This window comes from Mucilaginibacter sp. SMC90, assembly GCF_022811725.1.
Classification (GTDB): Bacteria; Bacteroidota; Bacteroidia; order Sphingobacteriales; family Sphingobacteriaceae; genus Mucilaginibacter.
In genome coordinates, this window is sequence record NZ_CP094527.1 from 1576281 (window position 1) to 1601366 (window position 25086).

Annotated in this window: 27 protein-coding genes and 1 riboswitch; of the genes, 16 read left to right on the plus strand and 11 right to left on the minus strand. The window is 42.2% G+C overall.

Translation table 11 applies throughout. The features are described from left to right. The first annotated feature begins 75 nt into the window (after positions 1–75). Positions 76–813 (plus strand): peptidase, encoded by a 738-nt coding sequence (locus MTO98_RS06830; RefSeq protein WP_243485857.1) that lies wholly within the window; start codon positions 76–78, stop codon positions 811–813. 4 nt (positions 814–817) lie between these two features. Further along, entirely contained in the window at positions 818–1666 is an 849-nt protein-coding gene (locus MTO98_RS06835; protein WP_243485858.1) for a transglutaminase family protein, read from the plus strand. A gap of 76 nt (positions 1667–1742) precedes the next feature. Here the strand turns inward: MTO98_RS06835 and MTO98_RS06840 are convergent, their stop codons facing one another. Beyond that, positions 1743–2144 carry a transmembrane 220 family protein gene (locus MTO98_RS06840; protein ID WP_243485859.1) on the minus strand — a complete coding sequence of 134 codons (402 nt, stop codon included), beginning with the start codon at positions 2142–2144 and terminating at the stop codon, positions 1743–1745. 304 nt (positions 2145–2448) lie between these two features. Next, positions 2449–2563: riboswitch (SAM riboswitch) on the minus strand. Between the two features lie 269 nt (positions 2564–2832). Between MTO98_RS06840 and MTO98_RS06845 the strand changes: the two genes are divergently transcribed. Together MTO98_RS06845 and MTO98_RS06850 are read left to right on the plus strand one after the other, a co-directional pair. Then, entirely contained in the window at positions 2833–3594 is a 762-nt protein-coding gene (locus MTO98_RS06845) for an SDR family oxidoreductase (protein WP_243485860.1), read from the plus strand. 250 nt (positions 3595–3844) lie between these two features. Continuing rightward, positions 3845–4783 carry a DUF72 domain-containing protein gene (locus MTO98_RS06850; protein ID WP_243485861.1) on the plus strand — a complete coding sequence of 313 codons (939 nt, stop codon included), beginning with the start codon at positions 3845–3847 and terminating at the stop codon, positions 4781–4783. Here MTO98_RS06850 and MTO98_RS06855 read toward each other — a convergent pair. Further along, a complete protein-coding gene (locus tag MTO98_RS06855; RefSeq protein ID WP_243485862.1) occupies positions 4775–5278 on the minus strand; it encodes a hypothetical protein in 504 nt (167 codons plus the stop codon). The two genes, MTO98_RS06850 and MTO98_RS06855, sit on opposite strands and share 9 nt — an antisense overlap. Before the next feature lie 9 nt (positions 5279–5287). After that, the gene (locus tag MTO98_RS06860) at positions 5288–6553 is read right to left on the minus strand and encodes an ectonucleotide pyrophosphatase/phosphodiesterase (protein ID WP_243485863.1); all 1266 of its coding nucleotides are present in this window, start codon (positions 6551–6553) and stop codon (positions 5288–5290) included. 158 nt (positions 6554–6711) lie between these two features. Between MTO98_RS06860 and MTO98_RS06865 the strand changes: the two genes are divergently transcribed. Continuing rightward, positions 6712–7680, plus strand: a complete 969-nt coding sequence (locus MTO98_RS06865) for a glycoside hydrolase family 5 protein (RefSeq protein WP_243485864.1) — start codon at positions 6712–6714, stop codon at positions 7678–7680. Positions 7681–8070: 390 nt separating this feature from the next. Here the strand turns inward: MTO98_RS06865 and MTO98_RS06870 are convergent, their stop codons facing one another. Then, on the minus strand, positions 8071–9651 hold the full coding sequence (locus MTO98_RS06870) for a GDSL-type esterase/lipase family protein (protein WP_243485865.1): 1581 nt from the start codon (positions 9649–9651) through the stop codon (positions 8071–8073). 185 nt (positions 9652–9836) lie between these two features. On the opposite strand from MTO98_RS06870, the gene MTO98_RS06875 reads away from it, so the two are divergent. After that, positions 9837–10304, plus strand: coding sequence for a hypothetical protein (locus tag MTO98_RS06875; protein ID WP_243485866.1), 468 nt, complete (start codon positions 9837–9839; stop codon positions 10302–10304). Positions 10305–10372: 68 nt separating this feature from the next. Continuing rightward, positions 10373–10651: a DUF3072 domain-containing protein gene (locus MTO98_RS06880; protein WP_243485867.1), complete on the plus strand. Its 279-nt coding sequence runs from the start codon at positions 10373–10375 to the stop codon at positions 10649–10651. Here the strand turns inward: MTO98_RS06880 and MTO98_RS06885 are convergent. From MTO98_RS06885 to MTO98_RS06895, 3 genes are all read right to left on the minus strand, one after another. Continuing rightward, positions 10648–11088 carry a BLUF domain-containing protein gene (locus tag MTO98_RS06885; protein WP_243485868.1) on the minus strand — a complete coding sequence of 147 codons (441 nt, stop codon included), beginning with the start codon at positions 11086–11088 and terminating at the stop codon, positions 10648–10650. The genes MTO98_RS06880 and MTO98_RS06885 overlap by 4 nt on opposite strands. Positions 11089–11159: 71 nt before the next feature. Next, a complete protein-coding gene (locus tag MTO98_RS06890; RefSeq protein ID WP_243485869.1) occupies positions 11160–11921 on the minus strand; it encodes an MBL fold metallo-hydrolase in 762 nt (253 codons plus the stop codon). Then, the gene (locus MTO98_RS06895) at positions 11918–12190 is read right to left on the minus strand and encodes a hypothetical protein (protein ID WP_243485870.1); all 273 of its coding nucleotides are present in this window, start codon (positions 12188–12190) and stop codon (positions 11918–11920) included. The genes MTO98_RS06890 and MTO98_RS06895 overlap by 4 nt, the downstream gene beginning before the upstream one ends. A gap of 117 nt (positions 12191–12307) precedes the next feature. On the opposite strand from MTO98_RS06895, the gene MTO98_RS06900 reads away from it, so the two are divergent. The 3 genes from MTO98_RS06900 to MTO98_RS06910 all read left to right on the plus strand — a co-directional run bounded on the left by MTO98_RS06900 (position 12308) and on the right by MTO98_RS06910 (position 14521). After that, positions 12308–13369, plus strand: coding sequence for a polysaccharide deacetylase family protein (locus tag MTO98_RS06900; RefSeq protein WP_243485871.1), 1062 nt, complete (start codon positions 12308–12310; stop codon positions 13367–13369). 9 nt (positions 13370–13378) lie between these two features. After that, positions 13379–13840 carry a DUF4265 domain-containing protein gene (locus MTO98_RS06905; RefSeq protein WP_243485872.1) on the plus strand — a complete coding sequence of 154 codons (462 nt, stop codon included), beginning with the start codon at positions 13379–13381 and terminating at the stop codon, positions 13838–13840. A gap of 138 nt (positions 13841–13978) precedes the next feature. Then, positions 13979–14521, plus strand: a complete 543-nt coding sequence (locus tag MTO98_RS06910) for an AAA family ATPase (protein WP_243485873.1) — start codon at positions 13979–13981, stop codon at positions 14519–14521. A 283-nt stretch (positions 14522–14804) separates the two neighbouring features. On the opposite strand, the gene MTO98_RS06915 is transcribed toward MTO98_RS06910, so the two are convergent. Both MTO98_RS06915 and MTO98_RS06920 read right to left on the minus strand, forming a co-directional pair. Then, positions 14805–15482, minus strand: coding sequence for an outer membrane lipoprotein carrier protein LolA (locus MTO98_RS06915; RefSeq protein ID WP_243485874.1), 678 nt, complete (start codon positions 15480–15482; stop codon positions 14805–14807). 69 nt (positions 15483–15551) lie between these two features. Then, entirely contained in the window at positions 15552–18164 is a 2613-nt protein-coding gene (locus MTO98_RS06920; RefSeq protein WP_243487918.1) for a DNA translocase FtsK 4TM domain-containing protein, read from the minus strand. Between the two features lie 273 nt (positions 18165–18437). On the opposite strand from MTO98_RS06920, the gene MTO98_RS06925 reads away from it, so the two are divergent. Then, on the plus strand, positions 18438–19085 hold the full coding sequence (locus tag MTO98_RS06925; protein ID WP_243485875.1) for an ankyrin repeat domain-containing protein: 648 nt from the start codon (positions 18438–18440) through the stop codon (positions 19083–19085). 128 nt (positions 19086–19213) lie between these two features. Next, the gene (locus tag MTO98_RS06930) at positions 19214–20197 is read left to right on the plus strand and encodes a GlxA family transcriptional regulator (RefSeq protein WP_243485876.1); all 984 of its coding nucleotides are present in this window, start codon (positions 19214–19216) and stop codon (positions 20195–20197) included. 111 nt (positions 20198–20308) lie between these two features. Here the strand turns inward: MTO98_RS06930 and MTO98_RS06935 are convergent, their stop codons facing one another. Next, positions 20309–21355, minus strand: coding sequence for a sterol desaturase family protein (locus MTO98_RS06935; protein WP_243485877.1), 1047 nt, complete (start codon positions 21353–21355; stop codon positions 20309–20311). Between the two features lie 209 nt (positions 21356–21564). On the opposite strand from MTO98_RS06935, the gene MTO98_RS06940 reads away from it, so the two are divergent. Next, complete coding sequence (locus tag MTO98_RS06940; RefSeq protein WP_243485878.1) at positions 21565–22164, plus strand: DUF998 domain-containing protein; 600 nt, start codon at positions 21565–21567, stop codon at positions 22162–22164. 20 nt (positions 22165–22184) lie between these two features. Next, positions 22185–22541 (plus strand): hypothetical protein, encoded by a 357-nt coding sequence (locus tag MTO98_RS06945; RefSeq protein ID WP_243485879.1) that lies wholly within the window; start codon positions 22185–22187, stop codon positions 22539–22541. A 187-nt stretch (positions 22542–22728) separates the two neighbouring features. Here the strand turns inward: MTO98_RS06945 and MTO98_RS06950 are convergent, their stop codons facing one another. After that, the gene (locus tag MTO98_RS06950; protein WP_243485880.1) at positions 22729–23151 is read right to left on the minus strand and encodes a hypothetical protein; all 423 of its coding nucleotides are present in this window, start codon (positions 23149–23151) and stop codon (positions 22729–22731) included. A 120-nt stretch (positions 23152–23271) separates the two neighbouring features. Here MTO98_RS06950 and purU point away from each other — a divergent pair, with 120 nt between their 5' ends. Continuing rightward, positions 23272–24096 (plus strand): formyltetrahydrofolate deformylase, encoded by an 825-nt coding sequence (gene purU / locus MTO98_RS06955; protein ID WP_243485881.1) that lies wholly within the window; start codon positions 23272–23274, stop codon positions 24094–24096. Between the two features lie 89 nt (positions 24097–24185). Beyond that, a complete protein-coding gene (locus MTO98_RS06960; RefSeq protein ID WP_243485882.1) occupies positions 24186–25067 on the plus strand; it encodes an endonuclease/exonuclease/phosphatase family protein in 882 nt (293 codons plus the stop codon). The last annotated feature ends 19 nt before the right edge of the window (positions 25068–25086 follow it).

The window sequence follows — 25086 nt, forward strand, 5'->3', positions numbered from 1 at the left end:
AATGAGCTGCTAATAAATCTCGCATTATTTAATTACTTTGGCAAGTATTAATTTATAACGAGTTACGCTAATCAAATGACTTATTGCCTGGGAATTAAAGTTAAAGAAGGCTTATTGGCCATTGCCGATACCCGCATAACTTCGGGAACTGATACCACTGTAAAAAAGAAGATCACGATAGAGCAAAAAGATCAATTTTCACTATTTATCATGACCAGCGGGCTGCGTTCGGTACGTGATAAGGCAGTGATCTACTTTAACGAGTTACTGGAAACTGCCGAATTCAATAAAATGTACAAAGCCGTAAATGCTTTCGGCGAACAGGTTAAGCGTGCTGCCCAGGAAGATAAGGAATCACTTGATGCTGCCGGTTTAAGGTTCGACCTCAATACCATTATAGGCGGCCAGTTGCGGGATGATGATGAACATAAGCTTTTTCTGCTTTATCCCGAAGGAAACTGGGTAGAATTGGGGCAGGGGGCGCCTTACGTGGTTATAGGTAATTCGGGGCACGGTAAGGCTATCTTGAACCGTATCCTGGATGAGGATTCAAGTTTGAAATTAGCTTTAAAAACGGGTTTTCTTTCCTTTGATTCAACAAGGGTGAGCTCAAATAATGTAGATTTTCCGATAGATGTTGCGGTTTATAAAAGAGACAGTTTTAATATTGTTGAGCAACGTTATAACAAGCAGGACCTGGAGCATATCTCAACCCAGTGGGCCGAAGAATTGAAACTTGCACTCCACCATATTTCGGAAGACTGGATGGATACCACGTTTAACAAATTAGAAGAAATAAAAACAGGAAGCTGATAACATGAAATTTGATGTGTTTTCGCAGATGGAATATGTGGTGCGGTCGCCCGGCACATTGATTTTAAATATACATGCTTTACGTAGCCCTAATCAAACGGTAATAAGCGAGGAATTTAGTTTAGAACCCTACATTAAGTTTGAAGAACTGCAAACCCTGCAGGGCGAAAACCGTTTGATACGCTTTGATGTAAATGCCGATACGCCCAACGTTAAGGTTACTTACAAAGCAACAATCGACAATTGTTATGAAATAGCCGATTTCAGCGAGTTGCAGGAAACGCACGTTTCTGAACTGCCGTCGGCGGTGCTACCATATCTGAACCCAAGCCGCTATTGTCAGTCGGACAAATTATACCGGCTTGCACATAACATGTTTGGGCATATTACCAACCCTTTTGAACAGGTGGTTGAATTAACCAATTGGATCCATAAAAATGTTCAATATTTAAGCGGCTCAACTAATTCGCAAACATCAGCTTTTGATACGGTGACAGAGCAGGCAGGTGTTTGCCGGGATTTTGCGCACTTAGGCATTGCCCTTTGCAGGGCTTTGACTATCCCGGCCCGTTATTTTACAGGCTATGCCTATCATCTTAAACCTGCCGATTTTCATGCATGCTTTGAGGCCTGCCTTGGCGGCAAATGGGTTTTGTTTGACGCCACCCGGTTAGTGCCGTTAAATGGCCTTATCAAAATTGCTACGGGTCATGATGCTGCCGACTCGGCCATAGCTAATATTTTTGGTGATGTTACCTTCACAACCATGCTGGTAAGCTGCGAACTTGCCGAAGATAGCTTTGAGCCATTTTATTATGGTGATGGTGAATTTAAGGGACTATCCTATTTATAGGCAATCTTAACCCTAAACCTCCGCTTCGAGAAAGGCTTTAAAAAATCTCTCCTAACGGGAGATTAGAGAGGCTTGTTTACTTTTTTCCCTTTTTAACCGGTATCTTTTTACCCTGCTTTACCCCATAAACCCAGTTTGCCGCCAATACAGCTACACAAATTAACAGCCCGAAAAATTCACGTACTTCTTCAACCCAGGGCTTCTCGGCTTTCATTGTTTCAACAAGGCTTTCGGCATGGTGGTATTCAAACCAATCTATTAAACCATTATTGTCAAATACTTTATAGATGGCATAACCAGTAAAAATGACAATGCCCGCTGCATAACCAACCGTGTAAAATTCCTTTTTAACCGCCAGGTAGCAAAACCAAGCACAATACAGGTAAATAGGCATCCAGAGGTACGGGTCCGGATCATTATATTGTAACCCCGCAAAAATGATAAAAAGTATAACCCATACAATGTTGAAGATCTTCATAACTTAAAAGCAATTGCAATAATTTACACTGGTTTTGGTGCTTAATATACAGGCTAAGCAATGCTAAATATAGGGATTTAGTTTACACTTTTTAAAGCGCGAAAAATAGTTTTTGCACGGCTTGATCGCAGCAAAAAACAGGCTCAGGAAATGTGTGACAGAAAAAAAATCGGAAAATTTGATGTCGCGGGCAGATTCGAACTGCCGTTTAGGGTATTGCGGACCCCCACCTATCCTCTCGGTCACGCGACTTGAAAACTATAGAAAAAAATCACTTAATCAGATCGGTTGTGGGGTGTAGATATAATTATCTCTCTCCCGTTTTGCACAGGAGCAGGAATTAGCACCTTTTACATTATGCGGATGTACAGGTTGCTAAGACGTCTTTGGGCCTTTCCCTCAGTCTTTCTTGATAAGTTATATAAAGAACGTTTTGTCGTTGTTGACAGTGCAAATGTAATAATTAATTATATAATTCCTATGGTTTTAGTAGTTTAATTTAATTTTTATTTATTTGATGCTGATTTTTAGGGTGATAAATTTTATTGTAGTTGTTTTTAGTAATGCTTTTTTGGTAGGATTATCTTTTTAAAAACTGAAATGATCACCATTTAATCTGAAGTAGTCACCATGATTTTAGCACTGAACTATTGCACCTTTGTATTGTTAAAACATTTAAAACAACACAATGGGAACAAATAAAATAGCACTGATAACAGGCGGCAGCCGTGGGTTAGGTAAAAATGCAGCCCTGCACATCGCCCAAAAAGGGATTGACGTTATCGTTACTTATCGCAGTAAAAAAGAAGAAGCCGAAGCTGTGGTTGCCGAAATTGAGTCGGCTGGGCAAAAAGCCGCTGCTTTGCAGTTAGATACGGGTATAGTATCAACATTTGACACTTTCATCACAAAGCTAAAAACAATCCTGAGCGAAAAATGGGGTCGTGATACCTTTGATTTTCTGATCAATAATGCCGGTATCGACGCAGCTTCACCATTTGCCCAAACCACCGAAGAGGATTTTGATAACCTGTTCAACGTTCACTTTAAGGGAGTTTACTTTTTAACTCAAAAGAGTTTGCCTGTAATTGCCAATGGTGGCCGCATCATTAACTTTTCAACAGGGTTGGCACGTTTTTCAACTCCGGGCTACGCAGCCTATGCCTCAATGAAGGGTGCAATTGAAGTTTTTACCAAATATTTGGCAAAAGAATTGGGCAGCCGTGGCATAGCTGCAAACGTTGTGGCTCCCGGCATTATTCAAACCGATTTTACTAAAGCGGCGTTTGATTCACATCCGGGGCTGGAAGAAATGATGTCGAAATCGACGGCATTAGGCAGGGTAGGCCAGCCCGATGATATAGGCGGCTTAGTTGCTTTTCTATGTACAGAAGATGCCCGTTGGATCAACGCTCAGCGCATTGAAGCATCAGGCGGGATGTTTCTATAAATGGTGAATGGTTGATTGGGTTGATTAGGTGAGTGGTTGTTTCTTTGGTGAGTAGTTGATTAGGTTGATTAAGTGAGTGGTTGCTTCTTCGGTGATGAGTGTCCAATAGCCTCATCAATCACTCATCCAATCAACCATTCACCCAATCAACCAATCAACCACTCACTTAATCTAACCACTATCCAACTACTCTCCCAATCAACCATTCACCTAATCAACCAAATCACTATCTTTCGCACAAAAAAGCATTATGGAATTTGGTAGAGTAACGGACGAAGAATTATCAAGGGTTGGTTTTACCCTGCCCGCCAACCCACAGATAACTGTTGATACGCTTACTGCTGCAAAAAACGATGTGCCTTTACTGGTACATGTTGGTTGTGCTAAGTGGGGGCGTAAGGAATGGGTTGGCAAGATATATCCGCCAAAAACCAAGGATGCTAATTTTTTAGATGAGTACGTTAAGCACTTTGATTGCATTGAACTTAACGCCACCTTTTACCAGGTTTACGGGGCCGATACCATTGCTAAATGGAAAGCCAAAGCGGATAGCAATCCTGACTTTAAATTTTGCCCTAAATTTTCGCAAAGCATCAGCCATATTCGCCGGTTAAAAAATGCGGAGGATATTACTACTACTTATTATGAGGGGATATTAGCTTTCGGCGAAAAGCTTGGTCCGCTGTTTTTGCAGTTAAGTGATAATTATACTCCAAAAAGTTTCCCCGAGCTTAAAGCTTATCTTGAACAATTACCGAAAGATATCCCGGTATTTGTTGAACTGCGCCATAAAGATTGGTTTGCTGTTGCCGAAAACCGCGATAGGGTATTTAACCTTTTCCGCGATTTAAATATAGGCTCTGTCATAACTGATGCCAGTGGCCGCCGGGATGTGGTGCATATGGCCTTACCTACACCGCATGCTTTTATCCGCTTTGTTGGCAACAGCCTGCACCCTACAGATTATGCCCGTGTGGCTGAATGGGTACAGCGGATCAAAAACTGGAAGGAGCAGGGCCTTAAATCGGTATGGTTTTTTATGCACCAGCATGATGAGCGTTACTCGCCCGAGCTGGCTGATTATGTAGTTGAAGAATTAAACAAAGCATTGGGCACACAACTAATGCGCCCAAAGTTTATCCAAAGAAATGATAATAAGCCGGCAGCCCAAACTTCGTTACTATTGTAATGGTTCTGTTGTTGCAGGCGGAATCTTTAAATCCGGGTTAAAGTTAGGGATCAATTGCTGAACTTTATCGGCAGTTGAATTATTCATATCCAAAAACGACCAGCTTTTGCCGCCATCGCCGCTAACGGCTAATAAATTGCTGTGCATAGCCATACGCCCTTTTGAGCTTGTCATAATAATGGTTTCGGGCAGCAGGCAATGTGTTTCTTTTCCTGCTTTGTAAAATTTGCCTGGGTTGCCTACCGTAACGCTTTCAAAGCTGATGCCTGCTGCTTTCATTTGCTGCATGGCTGTGCTTATCATGGCTGTCATTTTTTCTTTGCCTCCGGCCATTTGCACAGCTTTGGGATATGTATAATTAACAATATTCTTATAATCGCCTTTAGTCATGCTTTGGGCCATTAACGTTGCCTGTTGTTTTACCACAGCCGGATTTTGTGCGTGTAACGCCAGCGGCGATACTATAATGATCAGGAGCCTTAATACTTTTTTCATAGCAGTATTTTATTTTTCTTTGAGAACATTATTGGCAAGTTGATCTGTTCCATCGGTCTTGCCATTGTATTTAAGCCCCAATATGCGATTTACTAAATTAAAAACATCAACATTTTTAAAAGAAGGTATTTGTTTGCCTTCTTTAAATGCAGGTCCCCAGGCCAGGAAAGTAGCATGCATATCTTTTACCGAGTACGGATCATAGCCGTGCCAGCCTATATTGATCTTCCTGCTGTTCCATAAATTAAAGATCAGGGGATAATGGGGGATCAGCAAAATATCGCCTATCCGGTTATGCCAATCATCAGTTTGGCCATAATGAAGATTGGCCGGTACATTGTTTTTAAGGTATACCTCGTAGCCTTTTGCTTCGGCCTTGAGTTTATCATATGTTGGTTGGATAGCCGTTTTATCCCTGGCGTAAAGTTCAACCAATATGCCATCACCGGAGATTTTGAATTTAGCAGTGTCAATAGCTGGGGGGATGCCCATTGGGTGTTCACGATCAATTTTGGTCATGCCATGGTCTGATACAAAAATAAAGTTGACATCGAGCCCGGTGGTTTTTACTGCCTTATTCAACTCATTGACCGCCGAATCAACAAAGTGTACTTCCCGCCCGGTTTCAGGTGCATCGGGGCCAAAAGTATGCCCGGCATGGTCAACCTGCGGAAAGTAAAAAGTGATAAAGTGAGGGCGCTTATCTTCCGGGAGTTTTAGCCAGTTTACCACTGTGCTGATGCGGTTATGGATATCTATCTTATCATTATAAACATAGTAGTAGGTTGGATTAACTCCCTGTATAGCTGCCTCCGATGCCACCCAGTAAAAACTTGCCGAAAGCATTTTCTGCTGCTCGGCCAATACCCAAAGCGGCGAGCCAAAGTACCAGCTGCTGTCGCTCACTTTTTGCTTGTCGCTCATGGAGTAGTTATCATTACGTTTGCGGTCGTAAAAAGTGTTGTTAACCAGGCCCGAATGTGATGGGTACAACCCGCTTACCAGGGCATAATGATTTGGGAAAGTAACCGAAGGGTAGGACGGGATCATGGATTCGGCCTGCACACCGCGGCTGCTTAAATCAAGTAAATGCTGTGCATTATACTTTTTAGCATAATCATATCTGAAACCATCAGCAGAAATTAATATTACATAGGGCTTTTTTTGCTGGGCTATGCTGTTTTTACGATTGGGAATTACTTTTTGTGTGGTGTCCTGCGCAAAGACTGAGGCTGCCAATAATAGGCAAAATAAAAAAAGGTTGTACTTTTTCATGCTAAAAAATGATGAGCTAAAGTAGATAAACCGCATTACCTGAATGATAATAGCGGGTAAACTTTGGCTGTTTTTACCATTATCTAATCAAATTTTTACATGTTGCTATAAAACCAATAATGGAGCTATAAATTACTTTTCTTTTAATTTAATTACAGATGAAGGTCTTTTTAACGCTTTTATTAGCCGTTGTTTTTGGTTGCCCTATTTTAGCCCAAACCCCTGTTGCCCGAAACGGTAAGCTTAAGATAATAGACGGCACACTTGTAAATGAGCATGGCGTTGCACCGCAGTTAAGGGGGATCAGTCTTTCGTGGTCGCTTTGGCAGGGGCGGAAATACTATACCCCGGGAGTTGTAAGCTGGCTGGCAGATGATTTTAAATCATCGATCATTAGGGCCTCAATGGGGGTACAGCCTGACGGAGGTTACCTGCAGCAACCTGAGGAGCAGAAAGGCTTAATTGTTAACGTGGTTGATCAGGCAATAAATAACGGCATTTATGTATTGATAGACTGGCACGACCATAATTCAAACCTGCATGTTAGCCAGTCGAAAGATTTTTTCAGCCAGATGGCTAAAAAGTATGCAGATGTACCCAACGTGATCTATGAAATTTGGAATGAGCCCGAAAAAACAGATTGGAAAACCGTGAAAGATTATGCTTTGCAGATCATCCCTATCATTCGCAAATATGACAAGAGTAATATCATTGTAGTTGGCAGCCCCCACTGGGACCAGGATGTTGATAAAGCTGCTGCCGATCCCATCAAAGGTTACGATAACATAGCTTATTCTTTCCACTTTTACGCCAGCGACCCAAATCATCAGGAGGGTTTGAGAGCAAAAGCCGATAAGGCTATCGCGATGAAATTGCCGTTGATCATTACCGAATGGGGCGTAGGCGAGGCCAGTGGCGATGGAGAGTTCAATGTTCAAAAAACACAAACCTGGCTCAAATGGGCCGGGGACAACAAACTAAGCTGGACTAACTGGAACGTAACTGATAAACACGAAACTACCGCCTTGTTGCAAAACAACGCCCCCACAAACGGAGGCTGGACAGAAGCAAACCTAACCCCGGCAGGGATTTTTATCAGGAATGTGTTACGGGAATTGAATAAATAAGAGGGTTATTCTGGCCGTTGTCTGTGACAACGCCATTGGTGTTAGGAAGATTTTTTTAATTCCCTCCCTCGGGAGGGGTGCGGCTGAAATGAGCGTTGGCTGGGAGGGGTTTATGCGTCATCAAAGCAGATAGGTCTTAGGCCGTTGTTGTTATCACCAACAAGCACCGGATAGGCACCAATTGGATGGTGTAGAGTTGTTGATGACAACACCAATAATCGCCAGGGAGGGCTTGAGTAAGTTATAAAATATGTCACTGCGAAGGGCGAAAATGGGAATGAGCCAGGGTGCGACGTGGCAATCACATACCATATCGGGCGGCCATGCTTCCGTGCTGTTGCTTCGTCGTTCCTCTTCGCAATGACATGATTTTGAACCAATGCAGGTGGCTTACTTCTTTTTCAATACTTCTGCAATCCCTTTTTCAACCAATGGCCCCATTATCCTGTATCCTTCAACAGTTGGGTGTACACCATCAGCGGCAAGGTTTTTCGGCAGGCCCTTGCGGTCGTCGGCCATAGCGCTGTGATAATCTACATAAACCATTTTTTGTGCATCAGCAAAAGTTTTGAGCATAGTGTTAAGCTGGATCACTTTTTGGGCAGGCTCCATACCTGGGCGCCACGGAAATGCATAGGCTGGTAATACGGAGCATATCACCACTTTAATATTGGCAGCTTTAGCCAGCAAGGCCATGGATTGAATATTACCGAAAATATCTTCAATAGCTATAGGGCCATTATTTTGAGCAATATCATTAATCCCTGCCAGGATCACTACCGCGCCCGGTTTCAGATCGATCACATCTTCGCGGAAACGTACTAACATTTGGGTGGTGGTTTGGCCGCTGATACCGCGGTCATAGTACGGCTTGCCGCTCCAGAAAGTCGAGTCTCTGTTGAGCCAGAAATCGGTAATTGAATCGCCCATGTAAACTACGCTTTTAGGGTTCGGGGCTGATGCTTTTATTTTATCATTGTCAGCCTTGAAACGGCCCATATTGGCCCAATCCTTATGGAACGAATCTTCCCATTGCTTATGATAAGCCTCCCACTGGTCTGTCCTTTCTTTAGCTGATTTTAATTGCGGGTTGATGGGCTTCAATAAGCCTTTTAGCTCCAGCCAATCGTTAAAACGATCTATCCAGCTATCGGTTGGCAGGTTTTGTTTGCGCATCCCAAAACCATGACCACCTTTTGCGTACATATGCAGTTCGGCGCTGTGTTTTGATGCCAGCCATTTGTTATAAAGCTCCACGCTATGCGGTGCAAGGCCAAGCTGATCATCCGTGGCGGCAGCAATAAACATTGGCGGCGCATCATCAGCAATTTTCGACAATAATTCGGGCGGCACATAAGCATAAATAGGCGCGTCAAAATCAGGTTTGTTGGCAGCCGTATAATTAAACGCGGCTGCGCCTGCCAGGGTGCCGCCTGCCGAAAAGCCCATGACCCCGATACGTTGCGGGGAGAGATGGTATTCTGCAGCATGCTCACGTACATAAGCAATTGCCGCGCGTGCGTCGGCCACTGCCAATGGAATGATTGGGGCTACCTGTTTTGGAAAGTCTTTCTGGCTCATTTTAGCCATCAGTTCTTTTACCGGGTCGTTGGTTAAACTATGTGCCAGCCTATATTTTAACACAAAGCATGTTACGCCCTGTTTGGTAAGCCATTTGGCCACGTCATAACCCTCGCTGTTGATAGAAAGCGTATGAAAGCCGCCTCCCGGGCAAATAACTACAGCTGTACCGGTGTTAATTGCCGAATCGGGCAGGAAAACACTTAGTGAGGGATGCGTAACGTTATAAATGATTTTGGTGTTAAAAGCATTATCATCGCTCTCGCCTTCGTTCCAGGTCCAGTTTTCGGAACCCGGGGCCGCGCCCGGATACAGCGGGATAACTTTTTGCTGGGCCTGCGTGCCAAGTGCCGATAATAGGAGTAAGGTGCCTATCAGTTTTAATTTCATGGGAGTTTAATTCAGGTTAATGTTGATATACAAAAATAACAGCATAAAGCAAAGAAGCAAGATGCCTAAACGTTTTAGCAAAGATATGTTTCGCATCAATTGCAGCATCTGTAACCTTGCTGTAAAATATCTGTTATAAGGTTTAATGACAGATATTTTCGCTATCTTAATCATTCCTAATTTATATGACTGTGGTATTTATCCATATCAAGAATATACTCCGGATTTTGCCGCTGTTTGTTTTGCTTGGGGCGTGCGCCAAACAAAAAAAGATCTTTCAAAGCGATTGTAATATCTCCAAAGATTATAAGAAGGTTTCATTTACCGAACTCATCAGTCATATTGAAAAATATGATAAGCAATATGTTGAAGTGAGCGGAAAATATAAAGAGGGTAATGAGCAATCGGCATTGTTTAATGATAGCTTGTTTTCGAGCCATGATTTGCATAATGCGTTATGGGTTGATTTTAGCCAGGACTGTCCGCTTTACCTGCCAGGTACACATATTGGTTTGTTTACTTATAACGATGGCCAGTTTACCCAAATGAATAAACGCAAGGTAACTATCAGGGGAGTAGTTGATGCCGGCGACAAGGGACATCTGAACCAATATAAGGGCACTATTGACAGGGTGAGTTTTATTGAGCTGTAAGGTGGGCTTGCGGCTCTAAATGAAAACAATGTGCCGCCCTAACGGTTGTAATTATAAAAACAATAGTTATGGCTGTCAATCCAAATGATACACCCGACAATGGCTTTTTTGATGAATCGGACGATCAGGAGATCATCGATCAGAATAAAATAAAGGGCTCAAACACAGTGAAAGACCCTGACGAATGGACTACCGGCGATGAACCTATGACCGGCGCACAGCACTCTTACCTCAAAACGCTATCTGACGAAGCAGGTGAAGAGTTTGACGGATCATTAACTAAAGCCGAGGCTTCTAAACGAATAGATGAGCTGCAGCATAAAACCGGTCGTGGATTGAATAATTAATTAAACAGCGTAAGGGTTGGTGTTGAAAGCCTGTTACTTTCGGCAAAGGTTTTCAGCATATTAGCTGTTGGATGATTAGTAGCTTCTATGTGAAAATTCATATATGCGGGATTTACGTAACCTTCAATCAGTTCAAGTACATTTGCGTTTACAGACGCAAACGACATTGACCATTTAGAAAAGATCCGCTTATTAAGCATTCCGGTTATCATCACAATGATATTTCGATATCTTTTGTCGGCCTGAATAGCATTGTAAACGCGATGGATGTCTTCTTTTTTACCTTCAAGAACCTGCATAAAGGTGCCTTCGCTATAAAGAAGCATTCCGGTGATATTATTTTCGGTGTTTTTTAACCTTGCTGATTGCAGCAGGTCCAATAGTTCATCATCGCTCATTAATTTTCTGGCGGTGCTGATAAATACAAGATACTCCATAAAAATAAAATTAGGGGCTATTTTATTATGGTAATTTACGGGGAAATCAGGGCTACGGATTTACAGCGATATTAAATAGTCAGTTTTAATCCGTCGTAAGCCAGTTCAATACCGGCAGGGAGTTCTTTGGAAACATCGGCATGTTTACCAAGCCTATGGCTTATATGAGTAAAATAAGTGGTTTCTGCACCAATATCATTCGCAAAAGCAACGGCTTCGCTAAGTGTGAAATGGGAGATGTGGGTTTCCTTTTGCAAGGCATTTATCACCAGTATTTTTGTGCCTTTTATTTTTTCCTTTTCAGCGTCAGGGATTGTTTTGGCATCAGTGAGATAGGTGAAGTCTTTTATCCTGAACCCTTTTATAGGTAGTTTGTAATGAAACACCTCGATAGGAATAAGCTCAACCTGGCCAATCTTAAATGGCTCAAGTGCAATGGTGTGCATATTTACCTGCGGAATGCCCGGATAGCCTGTGCCATTAAAAATATATGGAAATTCACGCGCCAGGGCTTTTTGTACCCGTTCATCCGCATAAATATCCATCGGCGTGTTTTGTTTGTAGTTAAACGCGCGGATATCATCCATACCGGCAATATGGTCTTTATGCTCATGGGTAAAAACTATGGCATCAAGATGTTGTACGTTGGCACGCAGCATCTGGTACCTGAAATCGGGCCCCGAATCAATAGCAATTACTTTATCCTCAGCTTCAATCAAAATGGAGCTGCGCAGGCGCTTATCATGCTTGTCTGTTGAGAGGCATACTTCGCAGTTACAAGCAATAACAGGCACTCCCTGCGACGTTCCGGTTCCTAAAAATGTTATGGTCACAGTTGCAGTTTTGTTTGTTTAATTTCCTGCAAAAATGCAATCTGTTTATCATCAAGCAGCTTGTAATCAACCTCAAGTTCGCGCAACAGCTCAACCAAGGCAAGGATCTTGCTTTCCAGGTTTGAGAAACGGTTCACTACAATCATTTTGCTGCTAAGCAGCAAACACGCACCGGTTTTAAAGTTGCCTTTTTCATAGCGCACCTTATAACCTGCCGTTTTTAACAGCATTTCCAGTTTCTCAAGTGTATGGTTAGTTGCGGGAAGCATTAATTTCAAAAGTAGTAAAAACGGGTGTATTTAAAGCGCTTAAATTGGCATTTACATGTCACATTTGCTGATTTAATTTCTATTTTTATTAACCTTTTATATTCCAAAACTATCCGCATGAAGAACTTACTGCTTACCGTTACCGGTGTTGTTTTTTGCATTGCCGTTTGCGCCCAGCAAACAAAAACCTATGCCGAAAAACTTGGCTGGCCTAAAGGTGCCCGGGTAATTATTCTGCATGTTGATGATGCAGGGATGTCGCACGAGTCAAACGAGGGCGTGGAAAAAGCCATCGGTGAGGGTGTTGCCACATCAACCAGTGTGATGATGCCCTGCCCCTGGGTCCCCGATTTTAAACATTATATGGATCAGCATCCGGGCATTGATGCCGGCTTACATTTAACCCTCACTTCCGAATGGCCAAGTTACCGCTGGGGGCCGCTTGCTGGCAAAGCCGCGGTGCCGGGGTTGGTGGATAAGGAAGGTGCTTTTTGGCCTGCTGTGCCTGCTGTTTATTTTCGGGCCACGCCCGATGAGATCGACAAGGAAATAAGGGCCCAGCTTGACCGTGCACTGGCTATGGGCTTTACGCCCACGCACCTCGATTCGCACATGGGGACTTTATTTGCTAAACCAGCCTTTCTTGAAAAATATATTAATCTCGGTATCGAAAAAAAGATTCCGGTAATGTTGCCCGGCGGCGAAGACCTTTTTTATCGGGCCGAAGCAAAAAATGCTACAATAGCCCAGCTTAAAAAAGACGGTAAATACACCGAAGGCATGACCATCCCCGAGCCGGCAGAACTAAACAAGGCCAGGGAGCTTGGCGAACTGGTGTGGAAAGGTGGCTTGCCTGTATTGGATGACCTTGATAACTCAAGCTATGACTGGGTAATGCCCGATATTGAAAAAGCTACTGATAAAGAATTGCAAAGGTGGTACACTGATCATTATATCGAAAATTTTGACCGTTTTTCGCCGGGGTTAACGATGGTCCTGATGCACTGCACACAGCCATCTCCACAGTTTAAAAATATCTGCAACGAAGGCCAGAAACGAAAAGGTGATTTGCTGGCCATGACCGATCCGCGGCTGAAAGCTTATTTGAAACAAAAAGGGTTCATTTTAACCACCTGGAAAGAGGTGATGGAACGTCGGGTTAAAGCGGGAAAAGAGTAAGTTTGTTTTATGGCTGATGATAAACATGTAAAAATACTATTCAGGTTATATAGCACTATTTTAGAAGAAACGACTGTGGAAACCATGTGGGCTAAGGTTGTCAATGAAGAGCTAGGTCTTTATTCGTTGGATAATATCCCTTTTTACCTGCCGGTTATTGCATCAGGTGATATTGTATTTGCCGAATATGATGCAGATGAACAAATACTCACTTACCGCGAAACAAGGGAATATTCGGGTAATTCAACCATTCACGTAATTTTAATGAGCGATGCTGCCGACATCAAGAGCATTGGTAAATCATTTGAAGAATTGGGTTGTAACTGGGAGGGTATGAATGATAAATATTTTGCTATGGATGTACCGGGTTTGGTTAATTACCGCTTAGTTAAAGCCCGGTTAGAAGAATTGAAAGGGCAGGATATTGTAGATTATGCAGAATCTGCTTTATCAGTACCGCATCAATATTAGCCAACATGATTTTACTCAATGTATTGAGTAAAATGATTGTTTTGTTATAAGCTTCTGATTAACAGTTTACTTATGCTGACTTATGACAAGTGATTTTTAGCGAATATTTAGTTATTTGCCTAATAATTCATCTATTTTATGCACATCAACATCTTCGGTGCCTCGGGTTCAGGCGTAACTACACTGGGTCAGGCTTTGAGTGAAAAGTTGGCCTATCCCTATTTCGACAGTGATCATTATTTCTGGCTCCCCTCTGATCCTCCTTTTACTGAGCGGAGACCTCCTGAAGAAAGAAATACTTTGATCAACAAAGAAATGGCCGGCAATGAGAGTTGGATCCTTGGCGGTTCTGTGATCAACTGGAATAATAACTGGCAGTTTGACCTGTCGGTATTTTTGTATATCCCACAGGAGCTGAGGCTTCAACGCTTAAAGGACAGGGAATATGAACGTTATGGCGATATTATCTATACAGACAAAGAACGAAACCGGCTTTACAATGAGTTTATTGATTGGGCGCGAGGATACGATGAACTTATTACCAATAGCCGCAGTTTACATTCGCACAAAAATTGGATGAACAATCTTAACACGCCTTTACTGGTTATTGAAGGAGATACAACTGTTGAAGAAAGGGTAGAGGCTGTTTTGGGGAAGATTAATGGATTGAAACTCCAATAAAAACTTCGAACAGTAAAGGCAAAAAAACATGTCATTGCGAGGTACGAAGCAATCGCACGGAAGCAAATCAGCCCTGTATAGTATGCGATTGCCACGTCGCGCCATGCGCAGCCCCGTACAGGCAATGACATGATTTTATTAGGTGTTAAAGCTTTATCCAATTATAATGTTTTTATCTTTTTACTTGTAGCAAATAGGCCGGGCGCGGCTTTAATTAAAAAAGCGGAAGGTTTACTCCCGCTTCAAAATATCTCGAATCTCACGTCTCAAATCGCACATCTAACTACCTTAAATCCACAACCTCAACACCGGGGTGGCCTTTGGCATCCCAGGCAAAGGTTGCATCAGGTGCAGGGACATTAGGGGTAAAGGTACGTACAGTGTAAGTATACCTGTTGCCGTTTTTGTCAAAGATTAAAGCGCTGTAGATCTGTTTTTTTGCTTTATCAATGGTAAGCTTCACTTTGTAAATAGTTTTTTTGTCGTCTTCGGGTGTAAGCTCAATGTTTTGGTAACTTTTACCTGCTATCTTCTGTTCGCCCGTGTACAGGTATTTAAATCCCTTTTCATACATGGTAAAAATCTGCGCCGGGTTGCTTAGCCCATCGCCGCTTTTATCGGCATCGCTTACCTGCACTTCCTTATCTTTTTTAAGATACGTCCATTGGCTTTTGCCATCGCTCAGGATCTCTTTATCAACTTCGGGTTTTGCTGCCGAATTGTATAGGGTTACCCTGTATTTACCGGTTTTTGCCTTTGATATCAGCGTACCGGTTTGTGTTTCTTTGATGTTGGCCTGTTGGTTATTAAGGCTAAAGGTAAAGTCAGTTTTAATAACATCATATGAACGGTATTTCTGGCTTACTTCACCTAAAATAGTTTTTGCCTGGCTGTCTTTTTGCGCAAAAGCCGTGCTGTATGTACTAATGGCTAAAATGGTATATGCTATGATCTTTTTCATTCAGTTTTATTCAACAACAACTATAATCATTAATAGTTATCGGATTAGAGTAATTAAATTTTGCTTGGTTTAATCTTTGATGGGTTTTTGCAGCGTTTCCAGGTAACGCTCCAGGCTGTATTCGTCGGGATAAAGCACATCGCGGGCTTTACTGCCTTCAAATGGCCCTACAATGCCTGCGGCTTCCAACTGGTCAATAATGCGGCCGGCGCGGTTATAGCCCAGCTTCATTTTACGCTGTATAAGCGATGTTGAGCCCTGCTGATGCAATACAATAAGGCGGGCTGCATCTTCAAACATCGGGTCGCGATCATCAGGATCATATTCCTTGGCACCGCTACTGGCTTCACCTTCGCCAACATATTCGGGCAGGTACATAGCCGATGGATAGCCTTTTTGGTTACCGATAAAATCAGATATAGCTTCAACCTCTGGTGTATCCACAAATGCGCACTGTAAACGGATCAGGTCGCTGCCGGTTGAGAACAGCATATCCCCGCGACCTATCAGTTGATCGGCACCACCTGCGTCAAGAATGGTACGCGAGTCGATTTTTGAAAGCACCCTGAATGCCAGCCTTGAGGGGAAGTTGGCTTTAATAGTACCGGTGATGATATTAACCGAAGGGCGCTGTGTGGCAATAACCAAATGGATGCCTACCGCACGGGCCAGCTGCGCAATACGGGCAATTGGCATCTCTACTTCCTTACCGGCAGTCATCATTAAATCGGCAAACTCATCAATTACCAGTACTATAAATGGCAGGTAACGGTGTTTTTCCGGATCGCTTATTTTGCGGTTTACAAATTTAGCGTTGTACTCCTTCAGGTTACGTACCTGTGCATCTTTCAACAGGTCATAACGCTGATCCATTTCAATACAGAGCGAATTTAGTGTGTTTACTACTTTCTTGGTATCGGTGATGATTGCATCGCCATCATCAGGCAGTTTAGCCAAAAAGTGCCTTTCTATCTTGCGGAAAAGCGTAAGCTCCACCTTTTTAGGGTCAACGAGTACAAATTTCAGTTCTGCCGGATGTTTTTTATACAGCAGTGATACCAGGATGGCGTTAATACCAACCGATTTACCCTGACCTGTAGCACCTGCAACCAGTAAGTGGGGCATTTTAGCCAGGTCGGCAATAAATACCTCGTTTGATATGGTTTTACCTAAAGCGATAGGCAGGTCCATCGTAGTGTTCTGGTATTTTTCTGTCGATAGGATAGAGCGCATCGAAACCATCTCGGGATTTTGATTTGGCACCTCAATACCGATAGTTCCCTTGCCCGGCATAGGGGCAATGATACGGATACCCAAAGCGGCTAAACTTAAAGCAATATCATCCTCCAGGTTTTTGATCTTGCTGATCCTTACTCCGGGAGCGGGTATGATCTCATACAGTGTTACTGTTGGGCCGATGGTGGCTTTGATCTTATCTATCTCAATGTTATAGTGGTTCAGCGTTTCAACAATTTTATTCTTGTTGGCCTCCAATTCTTCGGCATTAACCGATATCTTGTTTGAACCATGATTTTCTAATAACTCCAGGTGAGGCAGCTTGTATGAGGCAAGATCAAGCTTATGGTCATAAATGCCGAATTTACTTAATAAGTCATCCTGTTTTGCTTCATCTGCTTGCTCAACACTTAGTTCGGGCAAAGGCCTGTTGGTATCAATAGTAAGCGGAATTTCTTCCTCTTCTTCAGGCTCGTGCTTGATTGTGTTTTCAGGGCGTAATACCACAGGTTCATGATATTCTGGTACCTGCTCCATAGGGGGCTGCCTGAAAGAAGATGGTTGTGCAAGCGGCTCCTGTACCATAGGTTCGGGCATGATACTGCTTACATGGGTTTCACGGATCTTGTTATTGCCCCGCGGCCATTCAAGTGGCGTTGATGGTTCTTCATCAATTAGTTCAACAGGTTCGGGAGCTACTTCTTCAACTTCCATTGCCGCAACTGTGCGTTTTTTGCGCTGCGGTATTTTAAAATCAATATTGTAAGCTATTACAAGTACGGTGAGTGCTAAAAATACCAGCAAGCCTCCGGTGCCTGCCTCGCCTATTTGGGCTGCCAGCAAACGGTTGCTCCAAAAACCAAAGCCACCTTCAAAATAATGTGGATAATCAATTATAAATGAATGAAAATAAGCTATAGTTACAGAAATAAATACAATACTAAACAACGAATATGCCAGTGTTTTACGGATAGAAAACAACCTTGCCTTAAAAAGCAGGCGGTATCCGGCAACAAAAAAAACAAAAACAAATATGAAAGAAGCAATGCCAAACCACTCATAAATAAACTGGTTTGATAGTAGTGCGCCAAATTTACCCAACCAGTTTTGCGCCCTGAAGGTAGGATCGGTCAGGTCGGCAATTTCATGAACGGTAGTGCCGGTTGAAAGGTTGTGCCAGCCCCCGTTTGTTTTAGAAATATAGCTCTGATCTTCCTGCCAGGTAAACAGGTATGATGTAAATGCGATAAGGAAAAAAATGGACAAAAGCAGTGAAAACAAACCTGCTATTTTAACAGCTTTGCCATTTTCATAGTCAAAGTCAAAACTGGGCAGTTTAGGTAATTTCCTGCCTTTCGCCCGTTCCTGTTCGGCCTTGCCGGTTTGGCGTGGCTGATTTTCTCCCTTGAAATTATTTGATCTAAACTGGTTTCCTTTTGCCGGCATCCTGATGTAACAATCGTTTATTTGCAAACTTACGTAAAATTTCACCTATGTAAACTTTGCTGTTATACCCGGTAAATATTTTATATAAGATTCATTAACCCGCAAAAAATTACAGGCCAAATGAATATAAAGTTAGCAGATTATATAACTTATTGGTAACATTTTTAATTTTTTAGTATAATTGAAAAACAACATTTATCTGTAACATAAAACGTACTTTTAATAAAGTAAATATATAGCGTACTTAATAGTAACGCTTTACTTAACTAAGTAATGAGCATAGAAAGACTTGAAGAATACATTGCATCAGCCGATTTAGATAGTATCAATACCCTGCTTGGCCGCGACCCGGCACTGGCTACCCGAAAAACAAGCCTCAACGTATCGCCACTCATGCTTTCGTGTTATTATAAAAAGCCCGCAGTTACTGGTTTGCTGTTAAATTATGTAAGCGATATAACTTTATTTGAAGCCGCTGCTGCCGGCAAATTTGATACGGTTGCCCATATGGTTGCTACCTATCCCAACACGCTCGACGATTATGCCGATGATGGTTTCACTGCCCTTGGTTTGGCCTGTTATTTTGGGCAATTTGATGTTGCGCGATACCTGGTGTTGAAAGGGGCCAATGTTAACCTGCAATCAAATAATGGTTTCAATGTATTTCCTATTCATTCGGCAGCGGCAGGTAATTTTACAGATATTGCCCGTATGCTGGTTGAAAACGGCGCTAAAGTAAATGTGGTGCAGCAGGCCGGCGCTACACCGCTGCATTCGGCCGCACAAAACGGTAACCTGGAGCTCATCATCTTGTTACTGGAAAACGGAGCCGAACTTTTTATACGAATGGAAGGCGGCAAACTCCCAGCCGACCTGGCCCGCGAGAAAGGCTTTGAAGAAATAGCTGAGATTTTGAGTTGATGTTTAAACGCTTAATTTTAAACTGGTTAAGTGATAGCTTTTTATCGATAACAGGCTTTTTTTAAAGCTTATCGCATGTTTTTGTGCCGGGTGCTTTTATATATTTGTAATAACCTGAATTATAACAAATGAGAGAAATAGCGCTGCTTATCCACGAAGACATTAATCTTTCAACCATATCCGGTGTATTGGATATGGTAAGGCATACTAACCGTTTTTTGGTAGAAAGCGGCAAAACCGAAGCTTTTAGCGTAATGCTTGTAGGCGAAAAAATAAACAACAACCTGCTTTACTTTCCGGCCCAGTTTACCGGGTTTAAAACTATCGACGAGATCAAGGATATCGACCTGGTGATAGCCCCCGCTTTTTATGGTCCGCCTGATTTGGTGATGCGTAAAAACAAAAATCTGATAGATTTTATAAAGAGGATGTATAATAAAGGTGCCGAAGTAGCCAGCTTGTGCTTTGGTAGCTATTTTTTGGCCGAAGCGGGAGTGCTTGACGGCAAACCATGCACCACACATTGGGTTGCGGTTGATGATATGAAACGCCGCTATCCACATGTGAACATCCTGCCCGATATGGTTACAACCGATAAAGACGGAACCTATACCAGCGGCGGTGCTTTTTCAAGCATGAACCTGATCCTTTACCTGATTGAAAAGTATTGCGGAAGGGATACCGGCATTTGGGCCAGCAAAATGTTTTCGCTGGATATTGACCGTACGAGCCAGGCGCACTTTAAAGTATTTGAAGGTCAGCATCAGCATGAAGACCAGGAAATTATGCGCTCGCAATTGTTTATCGAAAACAATTATCACCTGCCCATTTCGGTAGAAGAGATTGCCGGCCAAACCAATATGAGTAAGCGTAATTTCATTCGCCGCTTTAAAAATGCCACACAAAATACTCCGATGGAGTATCTGCAAAAGGTTAAGATCGAATCGGTAAAAAAAGGGCTGGAGAAAACCAATTTTAATATCAGTGAATTGATGTACAAGGTTGGTTATAATGATCTGAAAACCTTCAGAAAAATCTTTAAGCGTATAACAGGGTTAACCCCGCAGGATTATCGGAGCAAATATTGCAGGAGAGCAGTGCTGGAGAATTAAACTCTACACCATGTCATTGCCTTTACGAAGCAATCGCGAACTATACAGGGCGGATATGCTTCCGTGCGATTGCCACGCTGCGCTCGCAATGACATGGGGTTATAAGCGGAGTTAAACTACTTCTTCCTTTTCTCCCTGCTTCGCAACCTTCTTCTCCTGCTCATCTGTCTTTTCCTCAAGTGATTCAAAATAGGCTTTTTTAACTACGGTTGTCATTTTATGATCGCCGGTATGGCTCCAACCGGGAGGCATAATAATGTACAGAAATTTGTTTTTAATACCAGGCGCTTTACGAACATCTTTAGCCAGTGCTATAATCTCTCCAAAATAAGCATCCAAAAAGCTGTTTTTAACCATAGGGCGGCTGATGCCGTACTCAATAGGGATTTTATGATCCTCATTTTGAAAGGTGCCGAAAACTTTATCCCATATAGGCAGCAGGTTACAAAAATTGGTATCCATATATAGCGGATTACGTGCATGGTGCACCCTGTGATGTGACGGCGTAAGTACAATTTGATTGAGAAAACCCAGACGCCCATCTTCTATTAAGTTTTCGCCTATATGGATCATCGACCCCCAAAAGCCATCTATAAACATGATTACAAACAACATTGGCGGGTTTACCCCTAACAAAATACAAATGCTGGTACGGATCAGATCTGCATAAGGTGCTTCAAGAAAAAAATGCGCGAATGTTACCGAGAGGTTCATGCTTTCGGGGGCGTGATGGGTTGAATGCAGGCACCATAACACCCTCACCTTGTGTGCGAGGTAATGGTACCAGAAATGTGCAAATTCCCATACAATGTAGCCATAAATAAACCAGTACCAGGTAAAATTTGTTTTAAAAACAGCGAACCGTGAAAAGAAGCCGATGCAAAATGTTACCATGGCTATAGAAAGCACGCTGCCTATAAAGGCATTTAATACATAGGTCCAAAAAGAAATTTTATAGTGGATAACCTTGAACTTTTTATAAAAGGCTCCCCTGATAATTTCAAATACCAGCAGTACAGGCAGCATGGGGCCTAACACAGCAGTGATGCCTTCGTAAGTAAGCAGTTTGCTGTAATCGCCTGATTTGACGATGTCATATAGCCCGCCAAGACCGAAAAAACCTGTAATGTGATCGTAAATCGCTTTTAAGAAATCCATGTCGAAAAATAGGTAATTGGTAAAATGGTTACCCAAATTTAAGGATTTTCATTGTATGTATGTAGGTACATGTCACTTTTAAAAGAGTTTTCTCCGGTGGAGTTAGGTGAAAATTTAATTCTAAAAAAATATAGTACTATGTATTGTATAGTACCATGTTTAATATTAACTTTGTTTTATCAAAGGAAAAACTTAAACATTATTGAAAAATGGATACTAAACCATTACTGTATACAGGTACCATCATTCCTATTGTATTTTGGCTCTCAACACTTATTGGTGGTTTTGTACATGGCAATTACAATCATATCAGTAATACTATTAGTGAGCTGGGTGCCATTGGTACAAAATCCGAAACATTAATGGAAACATTCACCATGCTTACTACAGTGCTCAGCGTATTTTTTATGGCTGGGTTGTTTATAGCATGCAGCCAGTTAAAACTCAATATCCTGCCCATATTTGGGGTGATAGGTTTCCCTGTTATGTTTGGATGGGCAGCTATATTTCATTCGGGTAATCCGTTGCATTCGGCATCGGGGCCGGTATTTTTATTAATATATGTTGGCGCCTTGCTGGCTGGTATTTTGTGGCGGGGTGAGGATTTCAGGCAGATCAGAAAATTGTCATTATTGAGCCTTGGTATTATGCTGCTCATCTTTATCCGGTTTATTCCGTCGGCAACCATTCAAAACAACTATACAGGCCTTATTCAAAGGTTAGCCCATTTGGGCTGGTCTGTTTGGTTTACATCACTAAGTATCTGTTTCGTAAAACTGCTTAACAATAAACAAAAACAATTAAAATAATCATCATTAAAATTAATAGCATGAAAAAATTAGGTTACGTATTGGTTGTCATAGGTGTGATAGCCCTGTTAGATGCTTGCCATATAGGTGGAAGACATACGGTTATTGTTGAAAACGCTAATGGCAACGAGCGGAGGATTGAATACTGGGGCCACGTGTATTTTACTGGCGATAGTACGGGAATCAGTCGCATTTCGCCCAATGGAAAGGTGAAATATAAAAACAGCGACTTTGAAGTAATTGCTGAAAGCGATTATAACGGGCATATTAGTTATCAATTTAACGACGGGGAAAAGAAAAAGGAGCTTGACAATAATGAAAAGATCTCGTTAGCAAGAGCTGTACGCGATATGATGAAGGCAGGGCATGATAAATAGTAAGTAATGTAGGTTACCTATTCAAGTAATATATTGAATTGTGTAAACGCATGGAAAAGTAAAACCCATACTTTCGGAGTTTTTGAAACTCCGAAAGTATGGGTTTTGCAATATATAACGTCCAATGATCATGAAAGTGGAACTCTGTGTTGATACAGGCACCAACGATGTCGTGATCAGCAATGCCTTACTTCATCCGCACATACACATCATTATACCCATCGGCTATATAAATGTCGTTCAGGTATAGGGTATCGTTGCTGATAAGGTACGATACCGGGTGTGTATCAAGTGCAGGGCCAGATATTGATAATATATTAACTGTTTGAGTCGGGCTGTATTTATAATCCTTAGTAGTACGGAAATTGCCGGTGATCTGCAGCGTATCATTTTTGAACCTTTTGAAACTGCTATCGGCCGAAAACTCGTTACGAATGGAGTAACCACTACTTTGCGGCGTAATAGTAAAGCCGCCAATGCCGCCAACTGACTTTACCCAGCGCCATTTGCCAATTATGCTATCGCTGCCCGGACCGGGAAGGTTGCCTTTATTGCAGGCGGTTATACTGCATAATAAAATTGCTGATGCTGTTAACAGGATATTTTTCATAATTATGGTTTGGTTATGAGATACTTTACGGTACTGCACCTGGCTTTGCTACAATAGGTTGAAAATAATTTAGTGAGCCGCCTGTTGTATATTCAGCAAAAAACTTTGTATCATTAAAGCATGATTATTGTAATACAGTGTAAAGACAAGGTGGGCCTTGTAGCGGCGATTTCTGCAACATTAGCCAAGCACCTGCTTAATATAGTTTCCATGCGTGAGCATGTTGATCATAATGAAAACGTTTTTTTTACACGCCTGGAGGTTGAAGATGGGGATGATGCCGGGCTTGAAGAGTCGTTACGCAAAATATTGCCCGAAGGGGCCTATATTTCAGTAAATCCCGAACCTGTAAAAAAAATAGTTGTACTGGCCACCAAAGAGTATCATTGCCTGAGCGATATCCTGGTGCGCAATCATTTTAATACCCTGGGTGCAAGTGTACAATGTGTAATAGGCAACCATGCTAAACTGCAGGATATATGCCAGCGCTTTGATATTCCTTTTTATCATATCAGCCATGAGCAGGCAAGTAAAGCCGAATTTGAGCGGCAGGTAGTAGCGGCTATCAAACAGTATACCCCTGATTATGTGATATTGGCTAAATTTATGCGGATCCTTTCGCCTGGATTTGTTGCCGAATTTCCGATGAAGATCATCAATATTCACCATTCGTTTTTACCTGCATTTATAGGCGCTAACCCTTATAAGCAGGCGTTTGAGCGCGGAGTTAAGCTTATCGGTGCTACAGCACATTACGTATCAAATGAATTAGACGAGGGGCCCATCATTGCTCAGCAGATCATCCCGGTAAATCACTCCTATAGCTGGACAGATATGGTAAAAGCCGGTCAAGAAGTTGAAACCGCAGTACTGGCCAAGGCCCTGAAACTTGTATTTGAAGACAGGGTATTTGTGTATAAAAACAAAACGGTGGTGTTTGGGTAAGATCAGAATCCTGGTTAAAGACATATTATTTAACATTTACCTTTACTTTTGTTCGCCCGCAGGGAACAACTTTGCCTAAATTTCTATTTATGAAAAAAGTATTTTCTTTATTGTTGATGGCTATGCTATCCGTATCGGCTGGCTATGCCCAGCATCAGCTTACTATTGCAACCTATAATTTACGTAACGACAACAGCACAAATGATGATTCGGTGCGGGGCAATGGCTGGAAGCAGCGCCTGCCTGTTATAACACAACTCATCCGGTTTCATGATTGGGATATTTTTGGTACCCAGGAAGGTTTGGTGCACCAGCTTAACGGTTTAAAACAGGCTATGCCGCAGTACAATTATACAGGTATTGGCCGCGATGATGGCAAAACAGCAGGAGAGTTTTCGGCCATTTTTTATAAAAAGGACAGATTTAAACTGCTTAAGCATGGTGATTTTTGGATGGCTCCTATTACGGATAAACCCAATAAAGGCTGGGACGCAGCGCTGCCAAGGATTTGCTCATGGGGCTATTTTCAGGAGATAAAAACCGGTTATAAGTTTTACTACTTTAACCTGCACATGGATCACATAGGCGTTGTAGCCCGCCGCGAAAGCGCTAAGCTGGTATTGAAAAAAGTAAAAGAATTTGGCGGTAATTCTCCAACCATATTATCGGGCGATTTTAATGTTGATCAAACATCTGATAGCTATGCTGTGATTAATAACTCGGGGGTATTGAAAGATAGCTACGAACTATCTCCTGTAAAGTATGCTACTAACGGAACATTTAACGATTTTGATGCTAACGATAAAACCACCGGACGCATTGATCATATTTTTGTAACTAAAGATTTTAAAGTGAAGCGGTATGGTATATTAACAGATAGTTACAGGGCAAGAGCTAAAGGTTCAGATAAATATGAGGCTAAAGAACCAAGCGACCATTTTCCGGTAATGATAATGGTGGATCATAAATGACCCACCATACCAGAGATTT

Coding starts and splice junctions, on each gene's coding strand:
- MTO98_RS06830 (WP_243485857.1), top strand. CDS start 76: ATGACTTATTGCCTGGGAATTAAAGTTAAAGAAGGCTTATTGGCCATT.
- MTO98_RS06835 (WP_243485858.1), top strand. CDS start 818: ATGAAATTTGATGTGTTTTCGCAGATGGAATATGTGGTGCGGTCGCCC.
- MTO98_RS06840 (WP_243485859.1), bottom strand. CDS start 2,144: ATGAAGATCTTCAACATTGTATGGGTTATACTTTTTATCATTTTTGCG.
- MTO98_RS06845 (WP_243485860.1), top strand. CDS start 2,833: ATGGGAACAAATAAAATAGCACTGATAACAGGCGGCAGCCGTGGGTTA.
- MTO98_RS06850 (WP_243485861.1), top strand. CDS start 3,845: ATGGAATTTGGTAGAGTAACGGACGAAGAATTATCAAGGGTTGGTTTT.
- MTO98_RS06855 (WP_243485862.1), bottom strand. CDS start 5,278: ATGAAAAAAGTATTAAGGCTCCTGATCATTATAGTATCGCCGCTGGCG.
- MTO98_RS06860 (WP_243485863.1), bottom strand. CDS start 6,553: ATGAAAAAGTACAACCTTTTTTTATTTTGCCTATTATTGGCAGCCTCA.
- MTO98_RS06865 (WP_243485864.1), top strand. CDS start 6,712: ATGAAGGTCTTTTTAACGCTTTTATTAGCCGTTGTTTTTGGTTGCCCT.
- MTO98_RS06870 (WP_243485865.1), bottom strand. CDS start 9,651: ATGAAATTAAAACTGATAGGCACCTTACTCCTATTATCGGCACTTGGC.
- MTO98_RS06875 (WP_243485866.1), top strand. CDS start 9,837: ATGACTGTGGTATTTATCCATATCAAGAATATACTCCGGATTTTGCCG.
- MTO98_RS06880 (WP_243485867.1), top strand. CDS start 10,373: ATGGCTGTCAATCCAAATGATACACCCGACAATGGCTTTTTTGATGAA.
- MTO98_RS06885 (WP_243485868.1), bottom strand. CDS start 11,088: ATGGAGTATCTTGTATTTATCAGCACCGCCAGAAAATTAATGAGCGAT.
- MTO98_RS06895 (WP_243485870.1), bottom strand. CDS start 12,190: ATGCTTCCCGCAACTAACCATACACTTGAGAAACTGGAAATGCTGTTA.
- MTO98_RS06900 (WP_243485871.1), top strand. CDS start 12,308: ATGAAGAACTTACTGCTTACCGTTACCGGTGTTGTTTTTTGCATTGCC.
- MTO98_RS06905 (WP_243485872.1), top strand. CDS start 13,379: ATGGCTGATGATAAACATGTAAAAATACTATTCAGGTTATATAGCACT.
- MTO98_RS06910 (WP_243485873.1), top strand. CDS start 13,979: ATGCACATCAACATCTTCGGTGCCTCGGGTTCAGGCGTAACTACACTG.
- MTO98_RS06915 (WP_243485874.1), bottom strand. CDS start 15,482: ATGAAAAAGATCATAGCATATACCATTTTAGCCATTAGTACATACAGC.
- MTO98_RS06920 (WP_243487918.1), bottom strand. CDS start 18,164: ATGCCGGCAAAAGGAAACCAGTTTAGATCAAATAATTTCAAGGGAGAA.
- MTO98_RS06925 (WP_243485875.1), top strand. CDS start 18,438: ATGAGCATAGAAAGACTTGAAGAATACATTGCATCAGCCGATTTAGAT.
- MTO98_RS06930 (WP_243485876.1), top strand. CDS start 19,214: ATGAGAGAAATAGCGCTGCTTATCCACGAAGACATTAATCTTTCAACC.
- MTO98_RS06935 (WP_243485877.1), bottom strand. CDS start 21,355: ATGGATTTCTTAAAAGCGATTTACGATCACATTACAGGTTTTTTCGGT.
- MTO98_RS06940 (WP_243485878.1), top strand. CDS start 21,565: ATGGATACTAAACCATTACTGTATACAGGTACCATCATTCCTATTGTA.
- MTO98_RS06945 (WP_243485879.1), top strand. CDS start 22,185: ATGAAAAAATTAGGTTACGTATTGGTTGTCATAGGTGTGATAGCCCTG.
- MTO98_RS06950 (WP_243485880.1), bottom strand. CDS start 23,151: ATGAAAAATATCCTGTTAACAGCATCAGCAATTTTATTATGCAGTATA.
- purU (WP_243485881.1), top strand. CDS start 23,272: ATGATTATTGTAATACAGTGTAAAGACAAGGTGGGCCTTGTAGCGGCG.
- MTO98_RS06960 (WP_243485882.1), top strand. CDS start 24,186: ATGAAAAAAGTATTTTCTTTATTGTTGATGGCTATGCTATCCGTATCG.